Below are 22,908 nucleotides of genomic sequence, written 5' to 3' on the forward strand. Positions count from 1 at the left end.
ACGACACCGGATCCCATCTCACGTCCAACGTTGATCCGGTATTTTCTAATTCAAAGAAACCTATTATGATATTAGAACTTTGTCAATACGTTGATCTGGATGTCAGGGATTCCAACTGAATGGTATTCATGAAACCCGGCGTGGGTGGAACAGGTGGCCGATGCCACACGCCAAGCGGTCAATGGCTTGTATTACCCCCTATCCCAAAGGAGATGGCGCATGTTTACGTTGGCCGATATTTGTACGATTGCCATACAGATCGAGCGCAACGGCGAAGCAGCCTACCGAAAGGCCGCTGAAGCTACCAAAGTGCCTGAAGTGGCCCGTGTGCTCGAGATGCTTGCCGATGATGAAGCAAACCATCTGAGCTGGTTCGAAAAAATGGATGTCGCGCAAACGGTCGAGATCAAGGATGAGCAGATTGCCCGCATCGGGCGAGATTTGCTCCAGGATATGATGGCGGCTCAGACGTTCTCTTTAGATCCAAAGGAATTGGCGGGCACGGACAGCCCTAAAAGCATGTTGGATCAATCCATTGAGTTCGAAGAAGATACGATTTTGTTTTACGAAATGCTGTCCGGTTTTTTGGATGATGAGGAAACCAAGCAGCAACTCGACAAGATCATAGCGGAAGAACGGACGCACATCGCTAAACTCAAAGCGGTTCTGGCACTTTACCAGGAGCTGGAAAATCGGGTTTCATGACTGATTGTATTTGGAGGAGGTGGCAGGGTGGCATTAAATGCCACCCTGCTTGCAAGAGAGGAAGATGATGAAAAAGTTAGGCTTCGTTATGAGTTAATGCAGAATTGATGCCAGAACCAAAACAAAATCGAGAAAATAAAAAATAACATAAAATACAATAACATAAAATATTTTCAGTATGTCTTGTCAGCTGAATCGTCCGTCCTTTTTATGCTATTTGCAAATACAAGTTGCAAAATGCAAAATGCTTAGGGGGAACAAAACTGAAACCTACGTCCAGTCGATCGTGCGGTAGTGTGCATTGTCCGGCCAGTGGATTAAATTTTTTTTCCATAGGGCCGATATTGATTGTGTCGGTCAACTCACGCCAACCCTATCGAACAAGAAAGATTGGTGCATATGGATTTTGATTTTTTTAATATCGATAGCTCTGAATTCGATATCGAGACTTATATACGGATGCTCATTGCGATTGCCAAGGCCGATAAGGACAACGGCCCGGCCGAGTTCAATTATGTTCGAAAAAAGGCGCTTGCGCTCGGCGTCGATTACGATCTTTTCTTAGAAACTACCGACAAGGATTATCAGTTGACCAAAAAGAGGGTGTCGCGCTTGACTGCCTTTATGATCCTCACGGATGCGATCGTTTTAGCCTCGATGGATCGCAACTTTTCACTCCCCGAACGTCAACGTGTTTACACCTATGCCCAGGACTTGGATATACCGCGCAAGGATGTGGACGAATTGGAATCCATCGTCCAGGGATTTCGCCGGTTGAACCGTCAGTGGCAATCATTGGTCAAGGCCGCATAGCCGCAGGTGGGAGGCCGATGGCTTTTTCGATTTCCAGTGACAGTTTATCGGCAATACACGGGCAAATCTACCCGCGTTGGAAAACGCTGGTCGAGGTTCTTTCCGAAATGGAACCCTGGTTTTCCCTTTTTGTGTTTGTCGGGGCCTCCTTTCTCATGATTTGGCGACTCGGCGTGCTCGAGCGTAAAGGCTTGGAGGGAACGGTTCTGGGAACGGTCATCATGCCTTACGCCTCTGGTTTTTCGAATCTGGCGTTTGCATTCGTCATGGGTCGTTCAGGTGGGAGTGGGACCTTGGTCCTTGAGAACTGCCTCGTGAACAACGTCACCAACCTTACGCTGTTGATCGGCTTGCCGGCACTGCTGTGCCCTCTATCCATTTTTCCAGCCAAAGGCAAGGCCGGTGCCAAGAGGCTTGCCTTCAAAACCCATCGGCTCAACTACCTTTCGTTGATGTTGACTCTACTGGCCGTCTTTTTTTTCACCGGTGTCCTGTGGGCACTGGCGCGCGATGGGGCTTTGGATTTCAGTGACGGGCTGGTTCTGGTCGGCGTGTTTTTGTTCTGGCAGATTTTTCATGTTTTTGATGTGCTCAAGCACAACATCTATCGCGGTCACTCTCTGAAATGGTCCATCGCCTGGGACGTCTGTCTGGTCGTTGGCGGTGGATTTTGCGTGTATCATGCCATAGAGGGGTTGGTGGCCTGGATCCCCCATACCGGGCCAGGAATTTTGGTGCTCGACAACCTGGGATGGCTCAGTGGTTTGCTGATGGTTTTGCCCAACGGCCTGTTAGCGATCTATTACGCCCATATCAAACGAGCCGACATCGTATACAGCTCACAAATCGGGGATGGCCATATCTGTATCCCCATGTGTATCGGTCTTTTCGCACTTTTCAACCCGATCAGTATTCCCAGTTACTTTCATCTGGGAATCATCCTCATCGGTGCGGCGGGGTTGGTGCATTTGTTTTTTATTGCTTTTTTGGGACGGCTGCCGCGCTTGATGGGTTTGGTGTTTGCGGCGGCATATGGTCTGTTCTTATATCGGGGAATATTGATGTAAGTCCCCATTTTTGGACACAAATCCATACCCCCAACTGGTTGAAGCTCCCATGGGGCAAGATTCACCGATCGCACCCTAATGATCTGAATGCAACCTGATGGGTTCGTCCCGGAACCCTGTGGAAATCCTATCTCACGAGGTGTTTGATATCGCGTCTCTCCAAATTGGATGCGTCGACGACCCATTTGCCGGAAGTGTCCCGCGCGCCCTTGAGGCGGCCATCCTTCAGATAGCGTTCCACGCCATAAGGCGTCAGGTAGGTGATTTGGCTGAATCGCTCCAGGGAGTATCCATTTTGCGGGTTGGCAGCCGCCGGTTTTTGGGCAGCCGCTGTTTTGCTTTCAGCGGCAGGTGCTGCGATTGTCGATTCTTTTTCAGGCGAGGTCTGTGCGGGCAGCTGATCGGCGGAAATCATCCATTTCCCACCCTTTTTGATGCCCTTTATTTTACCATCGCGCAACCATTTGGAAACCGTTGACGGGGAAACGGAGGCGCGTTCGGCGAATTGCTGGGTCGTGAACATATGGGTTGAAGTGGTCATCTGCAAACTCCTTTCAGTTGACACTTGGTCGATGAATCAAAAATCAACATATGAAGCCTTCAGATCATCTCAAAATCTGATGCAATAAGCAAGAGCGGGTACCTTGACCGCCCCCGTGCAATCGGGTCGCCGGTTTGCGACCCTCTGCCTGTTACAATTTCATCAAGATCCTTTTGGATAGCGGGGTTGCGACGGCTCAAAGATGGCGGTCGCTTTTTCCTCGAGGCGTCAAAAGGAGCGCTTTGCGCATCGTGAAATGTTCTTATGCCTGGTCAGCTCAGTGTCGCCGTGATTTCCTCTACGGACGAGGCCACCTGGGCTGCCAGCTCTTCCAGGGTAGCGGTTTTCAGGACCATGAATTCAAGGCTGGCGGGTGATACGGGCAGGTCCGTAAAGCCGGGACCGCCCCCAAACCCGGCCAGGCAGGCGACATAATTTGCCAGGTGGACGATATGGGCCAACTGGTTGTCCTCGGATTTCTCCGGACAGTGGTGAAAGCGCATGGCCGCTGCCTGGCTATCCGGGAGTTTCCATTTTTGACAAAGATCTTGAGCGATTTCCGTGTGGTCAAACCCAAGAATGTGATGTTCGGCAGACAAAAATGAGGGCGATACATCTTTAAGATATCGATCGATCGCCTTGCGATGCTTGGCAATGTAGGGATCCAGGGCCAGTTTGCCGGCATCGTGAATGAGGCCGACCGAAAATGCATCGTTTTCCATGCTCGGCGCGCGTTTGAGCGCGATCAGGCGGGACGCCAGGGCTGTTGCCAGGCTGTGCTTCCACAAGCCGCCCGCATTCAGGCAATACCCTTTCAGCTGTTGGCCCAGCATCGAGGCGGAGGAGACCATGGTGATCACCTGTTCCAGGGTCTGGTATCCTAGTACGACCGAAGCCTGGTGGATGGAGCTCACCATGCCGCTGAGGCCGTAATAGGCCGAGTTGGCGACTTTCAGGATTTTGGCGGCAATGGCCTGGTCCGTTTCGATGATTTTTGAAATATCTTTGAAGCTTGAATTTGGATCGGATAATACCTGGCGCGCCTTGAACAATACCTTTGGCATCGGTGGCAGGTCGTTGATGCGCTTGATTATTTTTTTCTTCATGTCATCGCTGGTCAGCTGCGATTCGGATTCTTCGTTCAACGGCTTAAACACCAGGCGATCACCGTCTGATGCGTCCTCTTTGGCGGGTTCGCGAAGATCCAAGGTGATCTTGGATTTGCATGCGGGACATGGAAAGGAGACCACTTTTCCATGGGGGAGACGATCATCCGGAAGGGTATATGTTTTGCCGCACTCTTTACAAGCAATCTGCATAGATGTCCTCACTGGTTCTATTGGACCTTTCGTCGCCCAACCGGGCAAAATTGCCGGCACGCGTATCAGACCGCGTAAATCCCGACAAAATATTCACCTTTTGCCTTTTCTGGGTCACGGTCAGTCTTATTATCGGTTTTATGGGTTGGAAAGTTGAGGATGTTTTTAACGTGAACAGAGGGTTGATCTCCCATCCATGCGATCATCAGTCTATTCACTCATTCAGAAGGAGGTGTCCCATGGGAATCGCCATTCGCATCCATGAAACAGGAGCTCCCGAGGTGCTGCGGGTGGAACAGCATGATCCCGGCCAACCTGGAACCGGAGAGGTGCTGATAAGGCACGAAGCCATCGGATTGAATTATATTGATGTGTACCACCGTAGCGGTCTTTACCCGCTGTCGGAACTCCCGGCCGTCATCGGCATGGAAGGCGCCGGGGTGGTGGAATCGATCGGCAGCGGGGTGACGGATTTGAATTTGGGGGATCGGGTTGCCTATGCAGGACTGCCTCCCGGCGCCTATGCCGAACGTCGGTGCATTCCGGCGCATCGCGTGGTTAAGCTGCCCAAGGGTATCAGCACCGCCCAAGCGGCCGCGATCATGCTCAAAGGCATGACGGCTAGATATCTCCTTTTCGGTTGCTATCCGGTGAAAATCGGGGATACGATCTTGATCCATGCCGCTGCCGGAGGAGTTGGCAGCCTGGTGTGCCAATGGGCCCATCATTTGGGCGCCACCGTGATCGGCACGGTGGGCAGCGAGGCGAAGGCCGCCTATGTCTCGGAGCGGGGATGCGATCATCCGGTTCTCTATCAGAAAGAGGATTTCGTAGAGAAAGTCATGGCGCTGACATCCGGGAAGGGGGTGGATGTGGTGTATGACTCTGTGGGCCAGGCGACTTTCGAGCGATCGTTAAGGTGTTTGCGACCTCTGGGCACGATGGTTTCTTTTGGTCAGTCCTCGGGTCCGGTGGCTCCGTTGGACTTGGGAAAGCTGGCTGCCTATGGCTCCTTGTTTTTGACGAGGCCGACCCTGATGACCTATACGGCTCGACGTGAAGATTTGCTGGTCCATGCCGAGGACTTGTTCGACGTGGTGATCAAGGGTGCAGTCCGTGTTGAAATTAACCAGGAGTTTGCGCTCAAGGATGCGGTTCGAGCCCACCAGGTGCTGGAAAGCAGAGGCACGATGGGGTCGTCCTTGCTGCTGCCCTGAACACCGCTCTACGGACTGCGGTCTGTAGGGGGAGTAGCCGAATGACATTCATTAAAACCCGATCGGGTGGGGCAGGTGGCCGATGCCACACACCAAGCGGTCAAGTGCCAGTAAAACGCGCATAGCGCGCCTTGACGGAAAAGGAGGGATGGGGAAGATGAAGGTGACGTTAATCATGGCCATGACGGTCGATGGCAAAATCGCACGCCACAACACCCACTATCCCGATTGGACCGGCAAGGCGGACAAGCGCATGTTCAAGGAACTCACCACCGAAAGTGGCGTGGTCATCATGGGCTCGCGCACCTATAGTACCATCGGCAAGCCGCTTCCCAATCGATTGAATGTGGTCATGACCCGCCATCCGGAGCGTTTTTCCAGTGGCAGCAACCTGATGTTCACCTCCTTCTCGCCCAAAGAATTACTCGCCCATCTCTCATCCATGGGATACACGAAGGCATCCTTGACTGGAGGGGCGACCATTAATGCCCTCTTTGCGCGGGACCGATTGATCGACGAGATGGTATTGACGGTTCTGCCTGCGGTATTTGGAGAGGGGGTGTCCCTGTTTGCCGAACCGATGGATGCAATCCTTGAGCTCATCGCCTATCGGGAGCTTGAACCGGGGGTAATGGTGATGCACTACAGATTTACCTAGTGCCCATCCACAAATGACCAATTGTCCCGATATCGGCGTTGCGCGAAAAATTTAATCCTCGTAATATCGACCATATGCCTGCGGCTAAATTTTTCGCGCGCCTTGATCTCGACCCAATTTGCCTATTTGTGGTTGGACACTACCTATAGCACGTCCACAAATGGCTGATTGGCCCGATATCGGTGTTGCGACAACAATTTCATCCTCGGCATATCCGCCGGGCTTGCTATGGATTGCCAAGGTGGAGAGTCATCAGCTTTTTCCATAAATCCGCATCCACGATGCACACGTCCCCCTTTTCGTCGCGGGTTGCAACGATTTGGCCGAAAGTTTCAGGGGGCAGGCCTTTCACCGCTTCGCCCGTCCACTTGGAAAATTCCGGATGAACCGATATAAAATCGTTCAAAACCTTTTGGTCGACGCGGACCAGCCGTTGTATTTCGGGTAAAACCACCACATCCTGATTCTTGTTCCGATCGTGTACGAGAAATGCGCGCATGAGGCCTCCTTGAATTTGAGTTGGCCAATAATAATTCCCAATCTACGGTTCGTCCACCTCGTTGATGATTTGAATCGAGGAACCATCCGTCGTAGGGATCAGCTTTTCGACCGGGTGCGCTGACAACTTGTTTTAAATGGTAATATTTGACAAAAACCCGGACGTTGAGGCATAAATTGAACGCTGAGTGAAATGGTTTCAGGATTATTTTTATAACCACAACATGCGAGAACACATGGAACTTCAGCTGTACAACACGATGACCCGCCAAAAAGAGGTTTTTACGCCCATCAAGCCACCCCATGTCGGTCTCTACACCTGTGGTCCCACGGTTTACAACTTCGCCCACATCGGGAACCTGAGGACATATGTCTTTTCCGACATCCTGAAGCGGGTGTTGACCTACAATGGCTTCAAGGTCAAACACGTCATGAATATCACCGATGTCGGTCATCTCACCGGCGATCGGGATATGGGTGAAGACAAGCTGGAGAGCGGTGCTCGTCGTGAAGGCAAAAGCGCGTGGGAAATCGCGGAATACTACACCCAGGCCTTTAAAAAGGATTTGAAGAAACTCAATATCATAGAACCCACCATCTGGTGTAAGGCGACCGATACGATCGATGATCAGATCGCCTTGATCCGGACGCTGGAAGAAAAGGGCTACACCTATCGCACCAGTGACGGGATCTATTTCGACACTGCCAAGTTCCCCGATTACACCAAGTTGTCGCACCAGGATCTGGACGCATTGAAAGAGGGCGCGCGGGTGGAACGCAATCCCGAAAAGCGCAATGCTACCGATTTCGCATTGTGGAAATTTTCTCCTCCGGAGGCGCACCGTCAGATGGAGTGGGATTCCCCTTGGGGGGTCGGCTTTCCCGGCTGGCATATCGAGTGCTCGGCCATGAGCATGAAGTATTTAGGAGACATGCTCGACATTCATTGCGGTGGAACCGATCATATCGATGTCCACCACACCAATGAAATTGCGCAGTCCGAGGCGGCCACCGGAAAGACGTTCTTCCGATTCTGGATGCACGGTGCTTTCCTGATCATCGCCGGAGGGAAGAAAATGGCCAAGAGCGAAGGTAATTTTCTCACCCTTTCAAAGTCCATTGAGGAGAACAGGATCGATCCTCTCGCTTACCGGTTCGCGACATTCCAAACCCATTACCGAAAACCCATGGAATTCAGCCCGGACGCTATCGCGGCAGCTCAGAACGGCTGGCAACATCTTCGCAACCAGGTGCGGACCTTGATGGATGCGACCGAACCCGGGAGGGCGGATGTCGATTATCAGACCAAGTTCCAGCAGGCGACCAACAATGATTTGAACATGCCCCAGGCGCTGGCTGTCGTGCAGGAGCTGCTCAAATCCGACCTTTCTCCGGATGTCAAATTGGCGACCGTTTTTGATTTCGACCAGGTATTGGGACTTGACCTCAAACAGACATCAACCGGCCAAGCCTTGCCTGACGATATCGCCTCGCTCGTAGAGGCGCGTCAGAACGCCCGTGAAACCAAACAGTGGGCCCTTTCGGACAGCCTTCGCGACGAGATTCAGTCCAAAGGATTCGTCGTTCAGGACACACCCCAGGGAATGAAAGTGTACAAACCGTAACCATGGAAGACAATGACCGATCGACACTTCTCGAGAATCCCCCGACCCTGATGCAATTTGTGCATGAGCAACTGGGGGATCTTTCGCCCGATGAGCTATCCGGCATGGATTCGGATAAGCTCAAGAGGGGATCGGTGGTGCTGTTTATCATCAGCCCTCGTGAGGGGCCCGAGGGGCAATTGGAACCGTGCCTGATACTGAATAAGAGATCGGCCAGGGTGCGTCAGGCAGGTGACCTGTGCTGTCCGGGGGGAGGAGTATCCCTGCCGCTGGATCGCAGGTTGGCCCATTTGGTCAAGATACCCGGCGCACCTCTGCATCGCTGGACACCATGGCCGCACTGGCAGAAAAACCATGCCGAAAGCAGTCGCACACTTGCCCTCTTGCTGGCGGCCGGTTTGCGTGAGGCGTGGGAGGAGATGCGCTTCAACCCGTTCCGGTTCACTTTTCTAGGCATGCTGCCCACACAACGGCTGGTGATGTTTGACCGGGAGATCTACCCTATGGTGGGTTGGGCGCCACACCAGTCGCTGAAACCCAACTGGGAGGTCGAGCGCATCATCTCCATTCCCTTGCGTAAATTACTCGATCCCAGCCAGTACGGGCGTTTTCGGCCGATGGTGGCCACAGGCGACAACGGCGATGTGCAACAGCTGCATCACAATGATTTTCCTGGATTTATTCATGAAGACGATGAGGGCCGGGAGATGCTCTGGGGCGCCACCTACCGCATCACCCAGGAATTTCTGGCCAGGGTGTTTGATTTTTCCCCGCCCGAGGAAGATGCGTTGCCCCTGGTCCACCGGCATCTGGATGAGAGTTATTTGAATGGCTCGAGCTGGCGACACGGTCAGCGGCAGCGCCATAGCCGGTCGGATTGGTAAATCTCATCCCCCGCACCCTATCGCGTGTGATGCAGTGATTGATTCTACCACCGGACGCGCTCTTGTGGAAAAGACAATCCTTTGAGAGGTTATCCCAGTCCGGCGAGCTTGAGCATGATGGCGTTTTGCATGTGCATGCGGTTTTCGGCCTGTGGGAAAACGATGGATGCCGGTGATTCGATCACCTCATCCACGACTTCAAGGCCCCTCTGGGCGGGCAGACAATGCATGAACAACGCATCCGGTTTGGCTGCCGCCATGATTTCAGGGGTTACCGTGAAGCCCATGAAGTGGCGTTTGCGCTCGGCGAGTTCGTGTTTTTTCCCCATGGAAGCCCATACATCCGTGTAGATGACGTCTGCATCCTTGGCTGCTGCCAAGGGATCGTGGCTGATGTCCACCTTGCTGAGCCCCCCTTGTCGCGCCAACTCCAGGGTGCTGCGGTCAGGCGGGTAGTTCAACGGGCAGGCACAGACAAAATGCAGGGGTAGACGGGTCGCCAGACGCAGCCAGCTGTGCACAATGTTGTTGCCGTCTCCCACATATGTGATTTTGATCTGATCCAGATGCCTTCGATGCTCCTTGATGGTCAGCAGGTCGGCCATGATCTGACAGGGATGATTGTAGTCGGTCAGACCGTTGATAACGGGCACCGTGGCAAACTGTGCCAACTCCAGCAGATGGGCATGGTCGAACAATCGCGCCATGATCATGTCATTGTATCCACTCAGGACGCGTGCCACGTCCTTTGCCGGTTCCCGGTTGCCGACATCCACCTCTGAAGGCCCAAGGTAAACGGCATGGCCTCCCATGCGCGAAAAGCCGGTTTCAAAAGAGACGCGGGTGCGTGCCGAAGGTTTCGCAAAGACCATGGCCAGAGTCCTGTCCTTGAACGGTGCGAACGGTTCGCGGCTTTTGAGTTTGGTCTTCACCGCTGTCGCCAAATCCAGGACGCCGAGGATCTCATCCGTCGACCAATCATCGATATGCAAAAAATCTTTCTTCACAATAGGCTCCTTTGTTGCGCCACAACAGCCTCACCGGCAGCAATATTTAGAAACAAAAACAAAATCTAAAGCAAAGAATGTCCTGCACGTCAAGATTTCTCTGCTGAAATGATCGTCATCGAGCATTGGCCAAGGCCGTCCTCTCTGGTGATGGTTGAATTTGAATTACCTGCATGACTTGAATTTTCAAATCATTGCGACTATAGGTCATATTCGGAAAACAAAAGAGACGTGAAGCACGGGCGCCTGGACGTCCGTTATAAAAGGAGGCTTCAATGGAACTGGTTGATCTTAGCCCTCTGGAAACTTGGGCAGCTCTGGAAGATGAAATTTATGAGAGATCTGGTGTGAATCCAGCTGTATTTGATGTCGCGGGCGTGCGCATCAATCCGCGTCCTCGCTGGCCCAACCGGTTGTGCCCGGAGATCAAGGCAAATCCGAAAGGGCAGAGTTTTATCTGTGCCACCGCCCATATGAATATGGCCAATCAGGCCAGGCAGAGTGGACAACCGGTGATTGACGAATGTGACGCCGGTATGATCAAACTGGTCGTTCCCATATCTGTCGACGGCACCTTCCTCGGGTCCGCCGGCGGATGTGGTTTACTGCTCGAGGGTAACGAGATTGATACCTTTTTGATCAACAAGATCGTGGGGTTGGAAGAAGACAGGATCGAAGCCTTGTCTGAAGGCATACCCGCACTGAGCATGCAGCAAGCAGAGGAGTTGGCCGCTTTTATCCAAGGTCGTATCGAACAGATCGTATCTGATTTCAAGGCGCGTCGATAGCCCACCGGCATCGGACGACGCCAAGGGGATAAGATCCAAAGGAGGGGGTATGCGCTTTTGGGTGGGGTTTGTAATTACCCTATTGGTTTCAGTGCTTGCAGTAGGATGTGCATCCAAGGACCAGCAAGCGGGCTATGCCGCAGTGTTTGAAGATGCACCCAATCTCTATGATGACGGTGTTTATGACTCAGGCCATCGCGTCGGCAACATTCTCGCCCAAGAGACGGCGGCGACGGGTGAAACGCGATTGATGATTACCCTGTCGCCTGAATTTTTGAGTGACACAGGCAATAATTTTGTTTTATACGCACATGCCGGACGTCTCGAGGTCGACAAGCTCCATGCTTTTGGTGAGCCGCTGTCCCCAGACGCGCTCATTTGTGGTTTTACAAGCAAATCTAAACTGACCTGGTTCAAATTAAAAACCCTGCTCAACGATCGCGTTCGTGCCGCCCAGAAGCGAGCCAAAGCTCTGCAGGCAAGGATCGGATAGCGCCCCGGCAATGGATGTGCTTCGGATTCAGTTGTGTATGGCGCCCCTGCGCGGTTTGACAGGGGCTCTTTTTCGAAACACCTACAGCGAATTTTTCCACGGCATAGATTGGGCCGTCACCCCTTTTCTAACGACCACACAGGGATCGCGCATCAAGCCGAGCCAGCTCCAGGATGTATTGCCCGAAAACAATACCCGCATACCCATCGTTCCCCAGGTCATTGGAAATCGTCCGGATAAATTCATCACTCTGTCGAAGGCACTTTTCGATCTCGGTTACGAAACCGTGAATTGGAATCTCGGGTGCCCCTTTCCGAGGGTAGCCAAAAAACAGCGTGGGTCAGGTCTGCTCCCCTATCCGGATATCGTCGATGCATTTCTCGAGGCGGTGATACCCAAAATCCCCAATCGTATCAGTATCAAATTGCGATTGGGGCGTCATGAACCCGAAGAGATTTTCGCCTTGCTGCCGGTGTTGAACGGTTACCCGGTTCAGGAACTGATTCTGCATCCGCGCACCGGCGTCCAGATGTATACCGGGACGGTGGATTTGAATGGCTTTGAAGCATGCCTGGCCCTGAGTCGCTGCCCGGTTATCTACAACGGCGACATCGTCAGTCGGGCTAAGTTTGAATCCTTGAGAGACCGGTTCCCCAGTGTCGGGACTTGGATGATTGGAAGAGGCTTGCTTCAAAATCCATTTTTACCGGCGGAAATCAAAGGGCTTGTGACCGATCCCATTGAGCGTGTGAACCATTTTCGAGATTTTCATGATACCCTGTTCGATCGTCTTTCGGTGGTTCGCCAAGGCCCGGCCCACCTGGTCGATGCCATGAAAGGCTACTGGGGTTACTTTCACCATTTTTTCGAAGACGGCGGAAATGTCTTAAAGGCGATCCGCAAGATCCAGCGGCCGGAACACTATCGGGATTTTCTCAAAAGGTTTTTCGATCACCAGGCCAAATGGCGTGGAGACTCCGCTTGATTGACTTTCAACACGACAGGGGCTGCATCTCGTCACCGAAAAATGCCAAAGGAGTGTGTGTTGGATCCGATCTATTGGGCAGCGCTATTCAGCTTCATCGCAGGTGCCAGCGGTTATGTCATGGTTCGCTTCTGGATGATTCCCATTTTGCGATACCGGCGCATCAAGGGTCGTCTCTTAAGGGCCCTCGGGGATCTGTCACGGGACCTGCCCGAAGGAAATGATCAACGACCAAAAGACCGTCTGGGCAAAAAGCGGATGCAGGATATGCGTCGTCTGGCGATGCAATTGGTGGAATTGAACGATCACGATTTACCCTACTGGTACAGATTGATACTTCTCACGCGCAAAGAGTCGGCTCCGAATGCTTCCGAAGCGATCATGCGAATGGAGAGTTTGCCCACCAACGAGCAGGTCCACGAATGCTTGCGGGAAGCTGCATTGAAATTAACGACCCCGCGAGGGCTCATCAGCATTGGCTTGCGTGGCTGATATGTGGCAACCATGGTGTTAACGAAAGCAAAAGCATGTTGGCAGGAAAATGGGAGCGTGAAATGAAAAAATGGATGCGATGGGCTCTCTTTTTGGCCGGCATTCTGGCAGCCGCATCGGCCCATGCAGATCGGATCATAACGGCCGAGGATGTGAGGCCGCCCGAAGGGCTCACGTTGTGCGGCGAGCCTGTACCGTTCGAGTTGAACCACGTGCGCGAGCGATTTGAAAAAGAGATGCTGCTCTCTTTGTGGGACCGGCCTCAGGTGCTGTTGTGGCTCAAGCGATCCACCCGCTATATGCCCTTTATTTCCAAAGCGCTCGAGCAAGCCGGTATGCCCGACGATATCAAGTACCTGGCCATTGTGGAAAGTGCGCTCAGGCCGCATGCCGGGTCCCCCAAGGGCGCCATGGGGTTCTGGCAGCTGATGCCGGCGACCGCACGAAAATTTGGACTGACTGTGGATGAATTCGTCGATGAACGCCGCGACTTGTACTTATCGACCCCGGTGGCGCTGGCATATTTAAAAACGTTGTATGCAAAGTTCTCTTCGTGGACGCTTGCCCTGGCCGCTTACAACATGGGAGAAGAGGGGGTGGATGCAGAGGTTATCGAACAGAGGACCCATGATTACTACCGGCTCTATCTGCCATTGGAAACCCAACGGTTTGTCTTCAGGATGCTCTCTGTAAAACTCATCGTCAATGACCCGGTGGCTTACGGATACCAGCTTTCCCCCGAAGATTATTATGCACCCATCGGTTTTGACACCATATCTGTCGATTGTTTTCAGGAGGCACCCCTTCGGCTGGTGGCACAAGCCGCAGATGCCGATTTCAAGGAGATAAAGGACCTCAATCCTCATCTGCGGGGCCATTATCTTCAAGCGGGGCATCATCAATTGCGGGTCCCGGAAGGCAGGTCTTTCGGATTTTCTGCCAAATTCGAAGCATTGCTCGAAGCCCATAGCCAGGAGCTCGGTCAACGCATCTACGTGGTTCAAAACGGAGATTCACTCTCTTCCATCGCCAAAAAATTCGCTGTCCCGTTGCAATCCTTGCTCATTTGGAATCGTATCGATTTAGGAAAAACGCTCCATCCCGGCGATCGATTGGTTATTTATCCCCGAGAGGCCGTCGCCGGACACTGATCGGCCAACGATATCGCAGCTGTTCGGATGGGAAGGTCACAGCAACATATGGAAACTGAAAATGAATAAGATCAAACGTTACGGCAACACCCTCAAAGAGCAGTTGCTGGCCAGTACCCGGGATCGCATCTACAACTTCATGATGGCCGATGACCGAATTCGTGGTGTCGTGGTCAATGGCACCCGAATGGTCAATGAGATGCGCTGGAACCATGAACTGGGGATTTTAGAGAGCCTGGTGCTGGGCCATGCTTATCTGGCGGCAGCCTTGATGGGCGCAGGCCTGAAAGGAAACGACCGGTTGTCGATCTCTGTGGAATGCTCGGGGCCTATAAAGGGATTCCATGTCGAATCCAATGCGTTCGGGGAGGTTCGGGGCTACCTGAAACAGGTGCCGATTCCCATCGATACGCCGCCCGTGGACTTTAATCTGTCTCCCTTCTTTGGCGCAGGCTTTTTATCGGTCACAAAATATCTGGAGGGAGCCAAGCACCCTTTCACGGGGAAAGTCATGATGGAACATGGGACCCTGGCCAAGGACCTGGCACTGTATTATCTGCGATCCGAGCAAATTCCGTCATCGTTTTCACTCAGCATCGCTTTTGATCAACAGGGGGAAATCACCGGGGCCGGCGGGCTTTTTCTGCAAGCGCTGCCAGGAGCATCGGAAGAGATGCTGAAAGAGGCGGAACAAGTGGTCACCAACCTCCCGTCCATAGGACATGAGGTGCACGGCGAGGGGTTTCCGCAGGCATGGATCGACCAGAATTTCAAAGGCATGTCCCCCAGGTATCTCGATTCGCGGGGAGTGGAGTTCATGTGCCACTGCAATCGAGAACAGATCAGAAGCATGATAATGCTCCTCGAAATCGCCGATATCCAGGATCTCGCCGAAAACGGTCCATTTCCCGTTCAGATTCGATGCCACAATTGCAATACCCGGTATGATTATGATCAGGCTGAACTCAAGGCCATTTATTCAGCCCGCGTTTCCGGATGATATCGACTCAGGGCGCCAAATGGAATTTTTGGGTCAAGGTGAAAAATATTCCGGCAATGGTTTTGCCGTCCTGGATCTCGCCCGATTTAATCATCTCAACGACTCGAGCAAGGGGCAGGGGGTGGACTTCCAATATTTCATCCTGGTCCAGAGCCTGTCTGGCCGGCGATAGATTCGAAGCCATGAACAGGTGGATGGTTTCGTCGGAATAGCCGGGTACGGGTATGATGGATCCCAAATGATCCCAATGGTCTGCCGTATAACCCGTCTCTTCGGTCAGTTCTCGTTGTGCACATATCAATGGATCTTCTTTTCCGTCAAATGTTCCGGCCGGTATTTCCCAGATGAGCCTGCCCACGGCATGGCGATATTGTTTGAGCATCAACACCCGATCCCCGTCCAACACCGGTACGATGGCCGAAGCGCCTGGATGGCGGATGACCTCCAAATCCAATGTATAGCCGTTGGATAGAGTGACATTTTCAACCGTCACGTTGAATACCCGACCTTTGCGCAGGATCTGCTTTTTATGGACAAGAGGTTCCATTTTTTATGATTTGGGCCTTTTCTGTTCGGTTGAAAGGGTTTGCTTTACCTGTTGGATGATTTGATTCAGGGGTTCACCGGTCGGGGTCTTGGCATTCGGGTTGATGGCTACCAGGTTCTCCCAGGCCGATAGCGCACCGGCAGGGTCCTGCATATCGTGCATCAACACCACTCCTTTATTATACATTGCAATTTCATGGTTTGGATTCGAAATTAAGGCGCGATCAAAACTTTCAATGGCTTTTTGGGGATTGCCGGTGCGGCGGTGCATCACGCCCAGATCGGTCCATACATCCGGACGGTTCCCGTCGATACGCAATGATTTTTCATAGGATTCGATGGCCAGGTCGGGTTGCCCCGTATCGAAATAGAGATGGCCCAGATGTGTCCACGCATCCACATCCTCCGGGTTTTTTTCGGTTCTCGCGACCAGATGGGCGATTTGTTCTTTTTGCTGCGGTGTCATCTGGGGGGATTGTGCGTCCCCCGAAAGCATGGCCGATCGGGTGGAACGGTAAACGCTGAAGGTCACACCACCGACAAATCCGACGGCCAGGGCGATGGCGATCAGCAAAATGACATTCTCTGTTTTGATGTAACCTTTTAGGGCGGCATTGGTTTTAGACACGAACGCGTACCTTTCTGTTGGCTGTCGTTGGGGTTGAATTCATTCGTGACAATATAGGCGTGGAAATCTCCTCGGGCAAGCCGAAAGCGAGGATTGCTCTTTGCGAATTCTTCAAACTTGAATTGATAGGGAATCAGCGAATCGGCTCAAAGGTGAATTTCTGTCCACCGATGGCGGCCTCGGCCATGAAACCACCTTTGGCGTGAACAAAAATGGCCATGCCCTTGGTGTAACCCGGGGCGGACTGAAGACCCGTATCCGGTCCAGTGCTTACCCCCGCACTTGTCCCCCCTGTGCCGGTCTGGGCCTGTGCACCTGCTGTGATGGCCACCGCCGAGGCGGTTGCGTCAAGTTCAAAACTACCGCTGGTAAATTCATCATAGGCTCTTTTATCCTGAAAAAATATGATTTCCTGGAATACCTGCCCGCCCACCTGGAAGCCTACGGAGATCTTGGCAAGCGTCGCGACACCGGTGACCTGGCCGTGCTGGTAGACCTTGCCGTGCCCGTAAGCACCACCGATACCCACCGCCCCTTTTCCGATGCTTGGAAAGACCGCATACCCATATGCCGAATCAAAATAGGGCTTCAACTCTTCTGATTTTTGAAATAGAGCGATGGTCTCGGTGAACTGGTCCGCCATGACCGGAGCGCACACGCTGAGCACCAGGACGGCGACCCATACATAACGACATCTGCAGATCACACGCTTCATGATTTTCCTCCCTTTGGCCGGAATGAAAATATGCATCAATTCCGGTACTGGTTGAGAAGCCAGACATCATGGCCCAATCCATTTTTCTATGGTGGAGCCCCACAGGCACTCAATTAAACTGAAGCGCCGCATTTATCAAGGAAAACGGCTGGGCGGCAGGTCAAACTGAAGGCAGGATCATGCAAACAATAGCTGAAAAACAGGAAAACGATATGATCATCGGCCCTTGCTGACTCGCTCCCAGACTTGATCGATGGTGGCCAGGGACAGGCGTTGTGGATCGATTTGAATCGTATGTGCTTCAGGAAGATATCTATTGATGACCAGGGAAATCTGTGTGGTCAGCGCATCGATTTTGAGGTCGTTCAAAGTGGTGATCATTTTAATGTCGTCCTCTGCCAATTGACGAAGATAGGCCAGGCGGTCACGGCCGGTTTGATACCCCAGCAGTTTTGCATCCAGCTCATCCATATAGGTATAGACGGTCCGCAACAACTCCAGATTATAGTGTAGGCGCAGATGTCGTTGGGCTTGTGAGAGATTTTTAATTCCAAAGCTTTTCAGTACCACTTGGATTTCGGCGGCCAGGGCTTTGTGTTGCCCAGCGAGACCCTCACGGATGGATTTCACCTGGGCCGAACGATCCTCGAGTTGCTGAACGAGCAAATCGATATCGGCAATTTTCTGTTCGAGCTCCACGGCCTTTGGGTTGGCCCAGGCCGATTCGACAGTCGTGGCATGGCTTCCGATCAAAATGCCTATCCAGCAAATGGTCCAAAAATATTGCTTTGCTTTCATAGCGCTATTGTGCCTCCAGTTGTCTTCTGAGCTTTTCCGAAAGAAACAATCGGGTGCCGTAATTTTCCCAGGGGCCGATGGCATGCAACCCGACCAGTTCGAGCTGTTCCCCCCGCCATCGTGAAAGATGGGCCGTGACTTCGGGGGACAGTTGCGTCAATCCGTTCAAGGAGAGCCGTTTGCCGGGCCAGGCAGCCAGCTGTTTTGCAGATTCGACCGGCAAGTCCTTCAATCCGTTCAAGCTGATCCATTCACCTGGCCATTTCGCCAATATTTCGGCCACATCCGGTGGCAACTCGCTTAACGAATTGAGATATAAATCTTTTCCAGGCCACTTGACCAGGCAGCGTGCTGTTTCAGCCGACATGGCGGTTAATTGATATTTTCGGTCGTAATTCCCCTGGCAAATCTCTTTGCTGATGGCTCTGTTCAGAGGCGCCCGCTGGGCTAGTAAGTTAGCCCGCTGACCGATCTCCGCGCTGATTTCAGTCCAGATCGAGGCCAGTTGGACGGCCGGCACGTCCACCTGATCGATGGAAAGCTGCGTGTTATACTGCATGTAGCTCGTGAGTGCCGTTTGAGCCTTTCGCACAAAATCGTCGATCGGCAACCCATAGATACCCGTAGACAGGATGTCGTAAGTATCTGTTTTGCGCTCCAAATAGAGGAGTTCTTCTGCCATGGCCGTGAGCTGGGCGTTGGGGGTGTTAAGTTTCGAGATATACGTTTTACGACGTTGAATGGCTCTGAGCGCCAACTCGATTTTCTTGTCGTTCATCGCCTCGCTGAAAGCTGGAATACGGCCCTGTTCCAGAGTTTGCTCGATTTTTTCTTTTTCTTCTTCGATGCCACGGGCATAATAACTTTTCAGCTGTTCGATGTCGTTGATTTTGATTTGAATTTGCTCCCTGGCCTTGGAAAGGTTTTGTTTCAAGGATAAAAATCCACTTTCAGGGTCAACGTCGACAGGCGTTTCAATGACCGACGTAATGCTTTTGATGCTCTCGTTTTCATTATCCGCAGGAGCAGGCTCTGTTTCAGTCGGATGGTTCTCGGACACCGTCATGGGTTCCGCGGTAGGATCGACTTGCGTATTGCTGGACGCGCTGATTGGCGTCGATTTTGGACGTATGTCATAGCGATCCAACAGGTATACGCCGAAAATGATGACACACGCGGCGATCGCAATGACAGCAGCGATTCGTTTGCCACGCTGCCGGAGGAAAGATCGTCGGTCGGATTTTTTTGGGATTGTTGAATCTTCAGGATGAATTTCTTGAAGTATGGGATACGGCTGTGTCCGTGTTTCTTGTATTGGATCGTCAATTGGTGCCGATGGTTCCACGGGGGGCGCTTTTTTCATATCCGACGATGATGCTTCCGGGGTTGCCTCGGTTAGTAAATTGCTCAGTTCATCGTCAAATTCTTCGATGGTCAACCCTTTGTTTTCCTCGGCTTCCTCTTCTCCAACAGCAGCATCAGCGGATACTTCATCTTTAAGCTTTTTTGCATTGATATCGGCCATAATGGCGTCGAGGGCCGCCTGCTGATCCTCAGACAGGTCGTTATCTCCCGCATCGTTTTCGGAAGCGGGCTTTTCTTCCTCTGTCGTATCTTTCTGCCTTTTTGAACTGATTTCGGCCATGATGGCATCGAGAGCCGCTTGCTGATCCTCAGACAGGTCGTCATCTCCCGAATCGTTTTCGGAAGCGGGTTTTGCTTTCTCTTTCGTGTCTCCCTGCCTTTTCGCACTGATATCGGCCATGATGGCGTCGAGGGCCGCCTGCTGATCTTCAGATAGATCGTCATCCCCGTTGTTGTTCTTTTCGATTTGATTTTTGGGATCGATCGTTTCGGTTTTCCGTTTGGCGTCAATTTCGGCCATGATGGCATCGAGGGCGGCCTGCTGATCTTCGGACAGGTCTTCACCCTCGGTGTTTTTTCCGATGTTCGCTTTTTCATCCCCTGATGCATGGCCTTCGCTTTTGGAATTGATCTCGGCCATGATGCGATCGAGGGCTGCCTGTTGATCCGAATCCAGTTCGTCTGGGGCTTTGATAGAGGCATCATCCGGGGAGGCGTCCCTGCCCCCGGCGCCAGAATCGGTCGTCGTGTTTGAAGTGGGTTGGGTCTCTTCAGCTTTCACCGGCGGTGATACGTCGACATCGGCGGACGGCGAAGATGCAACTGCCGAGTCGGATGCCATTTCCGAGCCTGAACCGTCCTTGGCATTTGTATCGGCTTTCAGCGGTGGTTTTTCGGAAGCCTCGCCGGCAGGTTCCTCAGACGGACCACTGGCAGCGTTGATTTCAGCCATGATTTTCTCAAAAGCGGCTTTTTCATCGGCGCTTAGACTGGCCAGTTCGTCATCAAAATCAGCATCCTCGTTATCCCGCTTGTTGTCTTGATCCATCTCTGCCATCGCTACAATCCACTAAATATATTAAATAAATTAGATCGACCGCCGATGTTGCCCCCCCCTTAACAGCATGGGCCTGGCTGATGCTTTCCTTATTATATACTGTCATATCGACAGGTTTGATCCAAACTTGAATAGGGAACCACCGCGTTCGAGAAATGGCAATTCGCATGGGTCGTGGTGTTTCTGAACAGGCAGAACGGCGCCGGTCGCTGCCGTTTTTCAAAGCCAATATCTTACGTTTAATTCTCATAACCACTATGGTATAAAGATTTTTTAAAATATGAGGTCAAAATCTTTCGTTTGGACTGCCGATGGGTGATCGCGTCTGTCCCGGCGAAGGTTTATTATTTTCATTACTATCAAAGGCTTCTCCTGAAACAATGAGTAGTGATGCAAGGGAAATATTGCAGACGTCCGCAATTGAATCATTGGAGATGCAACTGCAAAAGGAGCGCGGAGCGCGACAGGCGGCCGAAGAACGGATCCGAAAGGTTGTCGCCGATCACAAACGGCTCGAAATAGAATTGGTGCGTTACAGGGACCATTTTGAAAGTCTGGTCGCCAATCGCACGGCAGAGTTGATGGCCACCAATGAAAAGCTCATGGTTGAAAACCGTGAGCGTCGAATGGCCGAGCGTGAACGGCGCGCCTTCGAGGATCAGTTCCGAGAGGCATCACTGATGCTGGAGGCCATGCTCAACGCCATCCCCGACATTATCGGTGTCCAGGACAGCAATCATCGCATCATTCGTTTTAACAAGGCTGGCTACAAATTTTTCAACCAAGTCGAAAATGAGGTGATCGGCAAACGCTGTTATGAACTGATCGATCAGGGGGCGCCTTGCGAAAATTGCGTGACGCGGCAAATTCTGGAGACCAATCAGCCCGCACAACTCGAAAAATATATTGATGCCAAGGGCGTCTGGATGGATATCCGCGCCTATCCGATTCGGGACATGGACGGACGGGTGTTTCGAATCGTCGAGCACTGGCGTGACATCACGGAATTGAAACACAGTCAGGCCTCACTTGTCGAATCCGAAGAAAAATACCGGTTGCTGGTCGAGAATGCCAACGAAGGTATCTTTATTTTTCAGGAAAACCAGTTCAAGTTTTCCAACCGCAAGGCCAGGGAAATCGCCCGTCGGCTGGGCATGCCGACGTTACGAAAACCATTGATCGACTATATCTACAAATCCGACCGGGGCAAAGATCCGGGTCTTTTCATGCGTCGATTAAATGGCGAAGACCCCAAACCGCATGCAATTTCCTTTAGGGTCGTCGATCAGGACAACGAGATCCTGTGGGTCGAATTGAACACCGTCAATATCACCTGGAAAGGCAGACCGGGTACCCTCAACCTGGTCAGGGACATCACACAAAGCAAAGATCTCGAACGTCGCTTCCAGGAGGCTCAGCGGATGGAGTCGCTGGGCACCCTCGCCGGAGGAATAGCGCATGACTTCAATAACTTGTTGATGGGCATCCAGGGAAATGTCTCCTTGATGTACATCGACGCCGAGTCTGATCCGTCGTTGATCGAGAAGCTTAAAAACATTGAAAATTGTGTCGACAGCGGTTCGCGACTGACCAAACAGCTGCTCGGTTTCGCCCGGGGGGGCAAGTATGTGGTCAAGCCCATGGATATGAACCAAATCCTGCAAAGTTCGGCGGATATGTTCGGGCGCACCCGCAAGGCGATCAATATCCATGGCAATTATCAGGAGGGACTGTGGACCGTGATGGTCGACGGGAGCCAGATTGAACAGGTGCTGGTCAACCTTTTTCTCAATGCCTGGCAAGCCATGAATGGCAGCGGTGATCTATACTTAAGCACCAGTAATGTGACGCTCAGCGAGACTTTTACCAAGCCGTTCGAGGCGGCGCCCGGGCAATATGTCAAGATCAGTGTGACCGATACCGGTATCGGTATGACAGAAGAGACCCAACGGCGTATTTTCGAGCCCTTTTTCACGACCCAGGAGCCGGGTCGCGGCACGGGACTCGGATTGGCCTCTGTGTTTGGGATCGTTAAAAACCACAACGGTATTATCACAGTGAAAAGCAGCCCGGGTATGGGCAGCACCTTCGAGGTCTATCTGCCGGCGTCGGACCAGCATCCTGAAGTCGATCCGGTTCCGGCCGACTCCATCGAGCTCGGGTCGGAAACGATCCTGCTGGTGGACGACGAAGACTACATCATCGATGTGGCCCGTCTCATGCTTGAAGGCCTTGGATATACGCTTCTGATTGCAAACAACGGTCAATCCGCGATGGAACTCTTCAAGGAGAATAAGTCGCGTATCGACCTCGTAATTCTCGATATGGTGATGCCAGATATGGATGGCGAAGCCGTCTTCAAGCAGATGCGCGCTATCAAACCCGACGTCAAGGTCTTGTTCGCCAGCGGGTATTACGTCATTGAAGAGACGAGCAGCCTGCTGCAGGAAGGGGGTAGTGATTTCCTGCAAAAACCCTTTAACATGAATCAGCTTTCAACCAAGATCCGCAACATTTTGGGCAAGTCCTAATCACCTGAACCATCTTTGAAGTGTT

The 22,908-nt window shown here is 52.3% G+C and carries 23 protein-coding genes; 14 read left to right on the forward strand and 9 right to left on the reverse strand.

Annotation, left to right across the window (positions count from 1 at the left end):
* Positions 1-219: 219 nt before the first annotated feature.
* From DFT_RS10660 to DFT_RS10670, 3 genes are all read left to right on the forward strand, one after another.
* Positions 220-705, forward strand: coding sequence for a ferritin family protein (locus tag DFT_RS10660; protein ID WP_054031182.1), 486 nt, complete (start codon positions 220-222; stop codon positions 703-705).
* 399 nt (positions 706-1,104) lie between these two features.
* Positions 1,105-1,518, forward strand: a complete 414-nt coding sequence (locus tag DFT_RS10665) for a tellurite resistance TerB family protein (protein WP_054031183.1) — start codon at positions 1,105-1,107, stop codon at positions 1,516-1,518.
* A 17-nt stretch (positions 1,519-1,535) separates the two neighbouring features.
* On the forward strand, positions 1,536-2,585 hold the full coding sequence (locus tag DFT_RS10670) for a calcium:cation antiporter family protein (protein ID WP_200907050.1): 1,050 nt from the start codon (positions 1,536-1,538) through the stop codon (positions 2,583-2,585).
* Between the two features lie 127 nt (positions 2,586-2,712).
* On the opposite strand, the gene DFT_RS10675 is transcribed toward DFT_RS10670, so the two are convergent.
* Together DFT_RS10675 and DFT_RS10680 are read right to left on the reverse strand one after the other, a co-directional pair.
* Positions 2,713-3,126 (reverse strand): helix-turn-helix domain-containing protein, encoded by a 414-nt coding sequence (locus DFT_RS10675; protein ID WP_054031184.1) that lies wholly within the window; start codon positions 3,124-3,126, stop codon positions 2,713-2,715.
* A gap of 272 nt (positions 3,127-3,398) precedes the next feature.
* Positions 3,399-4,445 carry an HDOD domain-containing protein gene (locus tag DFT_RS10680; protein WP_054031185.1) on the reverse strand — a complete coding sequence of 349 codons (1,047 nt, stop codon included), beginning with the start codon at positions 4,443-4,445 and terminating at the stop codon, positions 3,399-3,401.
* Between the two features lie 239 nt (positions 4,446-4,684).
* Between DFT_RS10680 and DFT_RS10685 the strand changes: the two genes are divergently transcribed.
* Positions 4,685-5,662 carry a quinone oxidoreductase family protein gene (locus DFT_RS10685; RefSeq protein ID WP_054031186.1) on the forward strand — a complete coding sequence of 326 codons (978 nt, stop codon included), beginning with the start codon at positions 4,685-4,687 and terminating at the stop codon, positions 5,660-5,662.
* A 157-nt stretch (positions 5,663-5,819) separates the two neighbouring features.
* On the forward strand, positions 5,820-6,320 hold the full coding sequence (locus tag DFT_RS10690) for a dihydrofolate reductase family protein (RefSeq protein ID WP_054031187.1): 501 nt from the start codon (positions 5,820-5,822) through the stop codon (positions 6,318-6,320).
* 226 nt (positions 6,321-6,546) lie between these two features.
* Here DFT_RS10690 and DFT_RS10695 read toward each other — a convergent pair whose 3' ends face one another.
* On the reverse strand, positions 6,547-6,819 hold the full coding sequence (locus tag DFT_RS10695; RefSeq protein WP_054031188.1) for a hypothetical protein: 273 nt from the start codon (positions 6,817-6,819) through the stop codon (positions 6,547-6,549).
* A 235-nt stretch (positions 6,820-7,054) separates the two neighbouring features.
* Between DFT_RS10695 and cysS the strand changes: the two genes are divergently transcribed.
* Together cysS and DFT_RS10705 are read left to right on the forward strand one after the other, a co-directional pair.
* Entirely contained in the window at positions 7,055-8,443 is a 1,389-nt protein-coding gene (cysS, locus tag DFT_RS10700; protein ID WP_054032428.1) for a cysteine--tRNA ligase, read from the forward strand.
* 2 nt (positions 8,444-8,445) lie between these two features.
* Positions 8,446-9,327, forward strand: a complete 882-nt coding sequence (locus DFT_RS10705) for an NUDIX hydrolase (RefSeq protein ID WP_054031189.1) — start codon at positions 8,446-8,448, stop codon at positions 9,325-9,327.
* An 89-nt stretch (positions 9,328-9,416) separates the two neighbouring features.
* Here DFT_RS10705 and argF read toward each other — a convergent pair whose 3' ends face one another.
* A complete protein-coding gene (gene argF / locus DFT_RS10710; protein ID WP_054031190.1) occupies positions 9,417-10,334 on the reverse strand; it encodes an ornithine carbamoyltransferase in 918 nt (305 codons plus the stop codon).
* Positions 10,335-10,609: 275 nt separating this feature from the next.
* On the opposite strand from argF, the gene DFT_RS10715 reads away from it, so the two are divergent.
* The 6 genes from DFT_RS10715 (at position 10,610) to DFT_RS10740 (ending at position 15,243) form a co-directional block, all read left to right on the forward strand.
* Positions 10,610-11,122 carry a PocR ligand-binding domain-containing protein gene (locus DFT_RS10715; RefSeq protein ID WP_054031191.1) on the forward strand — a complete coding sequence of 171 codons (513 nt, stop codon included), beginning with the start codon at positions 10,610-10,612 and terminating at the stop codon, positions 11,120-11,122.
* 49 nt (positions 11,123-11,171) lie between these two features.
* Positions 11,172-11,615 carry a hypothetical protein gene (locus tag DFT_RS10720; protein WP_054031192.1) on the forward strand — a complete coding sequence of 148 codons (444 nt, stop codon included), beginning with the start codon at positions 11,172-11,174 and terminating at the stop codon, positions 11,613-11,615.
* A gap of 37 nt (positions 11,616-11,652) precedes the next feature.
* Positions 11,653-12,600 carry a tRNA dihydrouridine synthase gene (locus DFT_RS10725; protein WP_161807126.1) on the forward strand — a complete coding sequence of 316 codons (948 nt, stop codon included), beginning with the start codon at positions 11,653-11,655 and terminating at the stop codon, positions 12,598-12,600.
* A gap of 60 nt (positions 12,601-12,660) precedes the next feature.
* Entirely contained in the window at positions 12,661-13,092 is a 432-nt protein-coding gene (locus DFT_RS10730; RefSeq protein ID WP_054031194.1) for a hypothetical protein, read from the forward strand.
* Between the two features lie 62 nt (positions 13,093-13,154).
* Positions 13,155-14,243, forward strand: coding sequence for a lytic transglycosylase domain-containing protein (locus DFT_RS10735; protein WP_161807127.1), 1,089 nt, complete (start codon positions 13,155-13,157; stop codon positions 14,241-14,243).
* Positions 14,244-14,304: 61 nt separating this feature from the next.
* Entirely contained in the window at positions 14,305-15,243 is a 939-nt protein-coding gene (locus DFT_RS10740) for an Hsp33 family molecular chaperone HslO (RefSeq protein ID WP_054031195.1), read from the forward strand.
* A gap of 7 nt (positions 15,244-15,250) precedes the next feature.
* Here DFT_RS10740 and DFT_RS10745 read toward each other — a convergent pair whose 3' ends face one another.
* From DFT_RS10745 to DFT_RS10765, 5 genes are all read right to left on the reverse strand, one after another.
* On the reverse strand, positions 15,251-15,790 hold the full coding sequence (locus DFT_RS10745; protein ID WP_054031196.1) for an NUDIX domain-containing protein: 540 nt from the start codon (positions 15,788-15,790) through the stop codon (positions 15,251-15,253).
* A 3-nt stretch (positions 15,791-15,793) separates the two neighbouring features.
* The gene (locus DFT_RS10750; protein ID WP_054031197.1) at positions 15,794-16,417 is read right to left on the reverse strand and encodes a tetratricopeptide repeat protein; all 624 of its coding nucleotides are present in this window, start codon (positions 16,415-16,417) and stop codon (positions 15,794-15,796) included.
* A gap of 133 nt (positions 16,418-16,550) precedes the next feature.
* A complete protein-coding gene (locus tag DFT_RS10755; RefSeq protein WP_054032430.1) occupies positions 16,551-17,132 on the reverse strand; it encodes a lipid-binding SYLF domain-containing protein in 582 nt (193 codons plus the stop codon).
* Between the two features lie 216 nt (positions 17,133-17,348).
* Positions 17,349-17,885, reverse strand: coding sequence for a hypothetical protein (locus tag DFT_RS10760; protein ID WP_152971941.1), 537 nt, complete (start codon positions 17,883-17,885; stop codon positions 17,349-17,351).
* Positions 17,886-17,934: 49 nt separating this feature from the next.
* Positions 17,935-20,352, reverse strand: coding sequence for a hypothetical protein (locus tag DFT_RS10765; RefSeq protein ID WP_054031199.1), 2,418 nt, complete (start codon positions 20,350-20,352; stop codon positions 17,935-17,937).
* A gap of 434 nt (positions 20,353-20,786) precedes the next feature.
* Between DFT_RS10765 and DFT_RS10770 the strand changes: the two genes are divergently transcribed.
* Positions 20,787-22,883, forward strand: a complete 2,097-nt coding sequence (locus DFT_RS10770) for a hybrid sensor histidine kinase/response regulator (RefSeq protein ID WP_054031200.1) — start codon at positions 20,787-20,789, stop codon at positions 22,881-22,883.
* The last annotated feature ends 25 nt before the right edge of the window (positions 22,884-22,908 follow it).

The sequence above is a fragment of the Desulfatitalea tepidiphila genome, from assembly GCF_001293685.1.
Taxonomy (GTDB): domain Bacteria; phylum Desulfobacterota; class Desulfobacteria; order Desulfobacterales; family Desulfosarcinaceae; genus Desulfatitalea; species Desulfatitalea tepidiphila.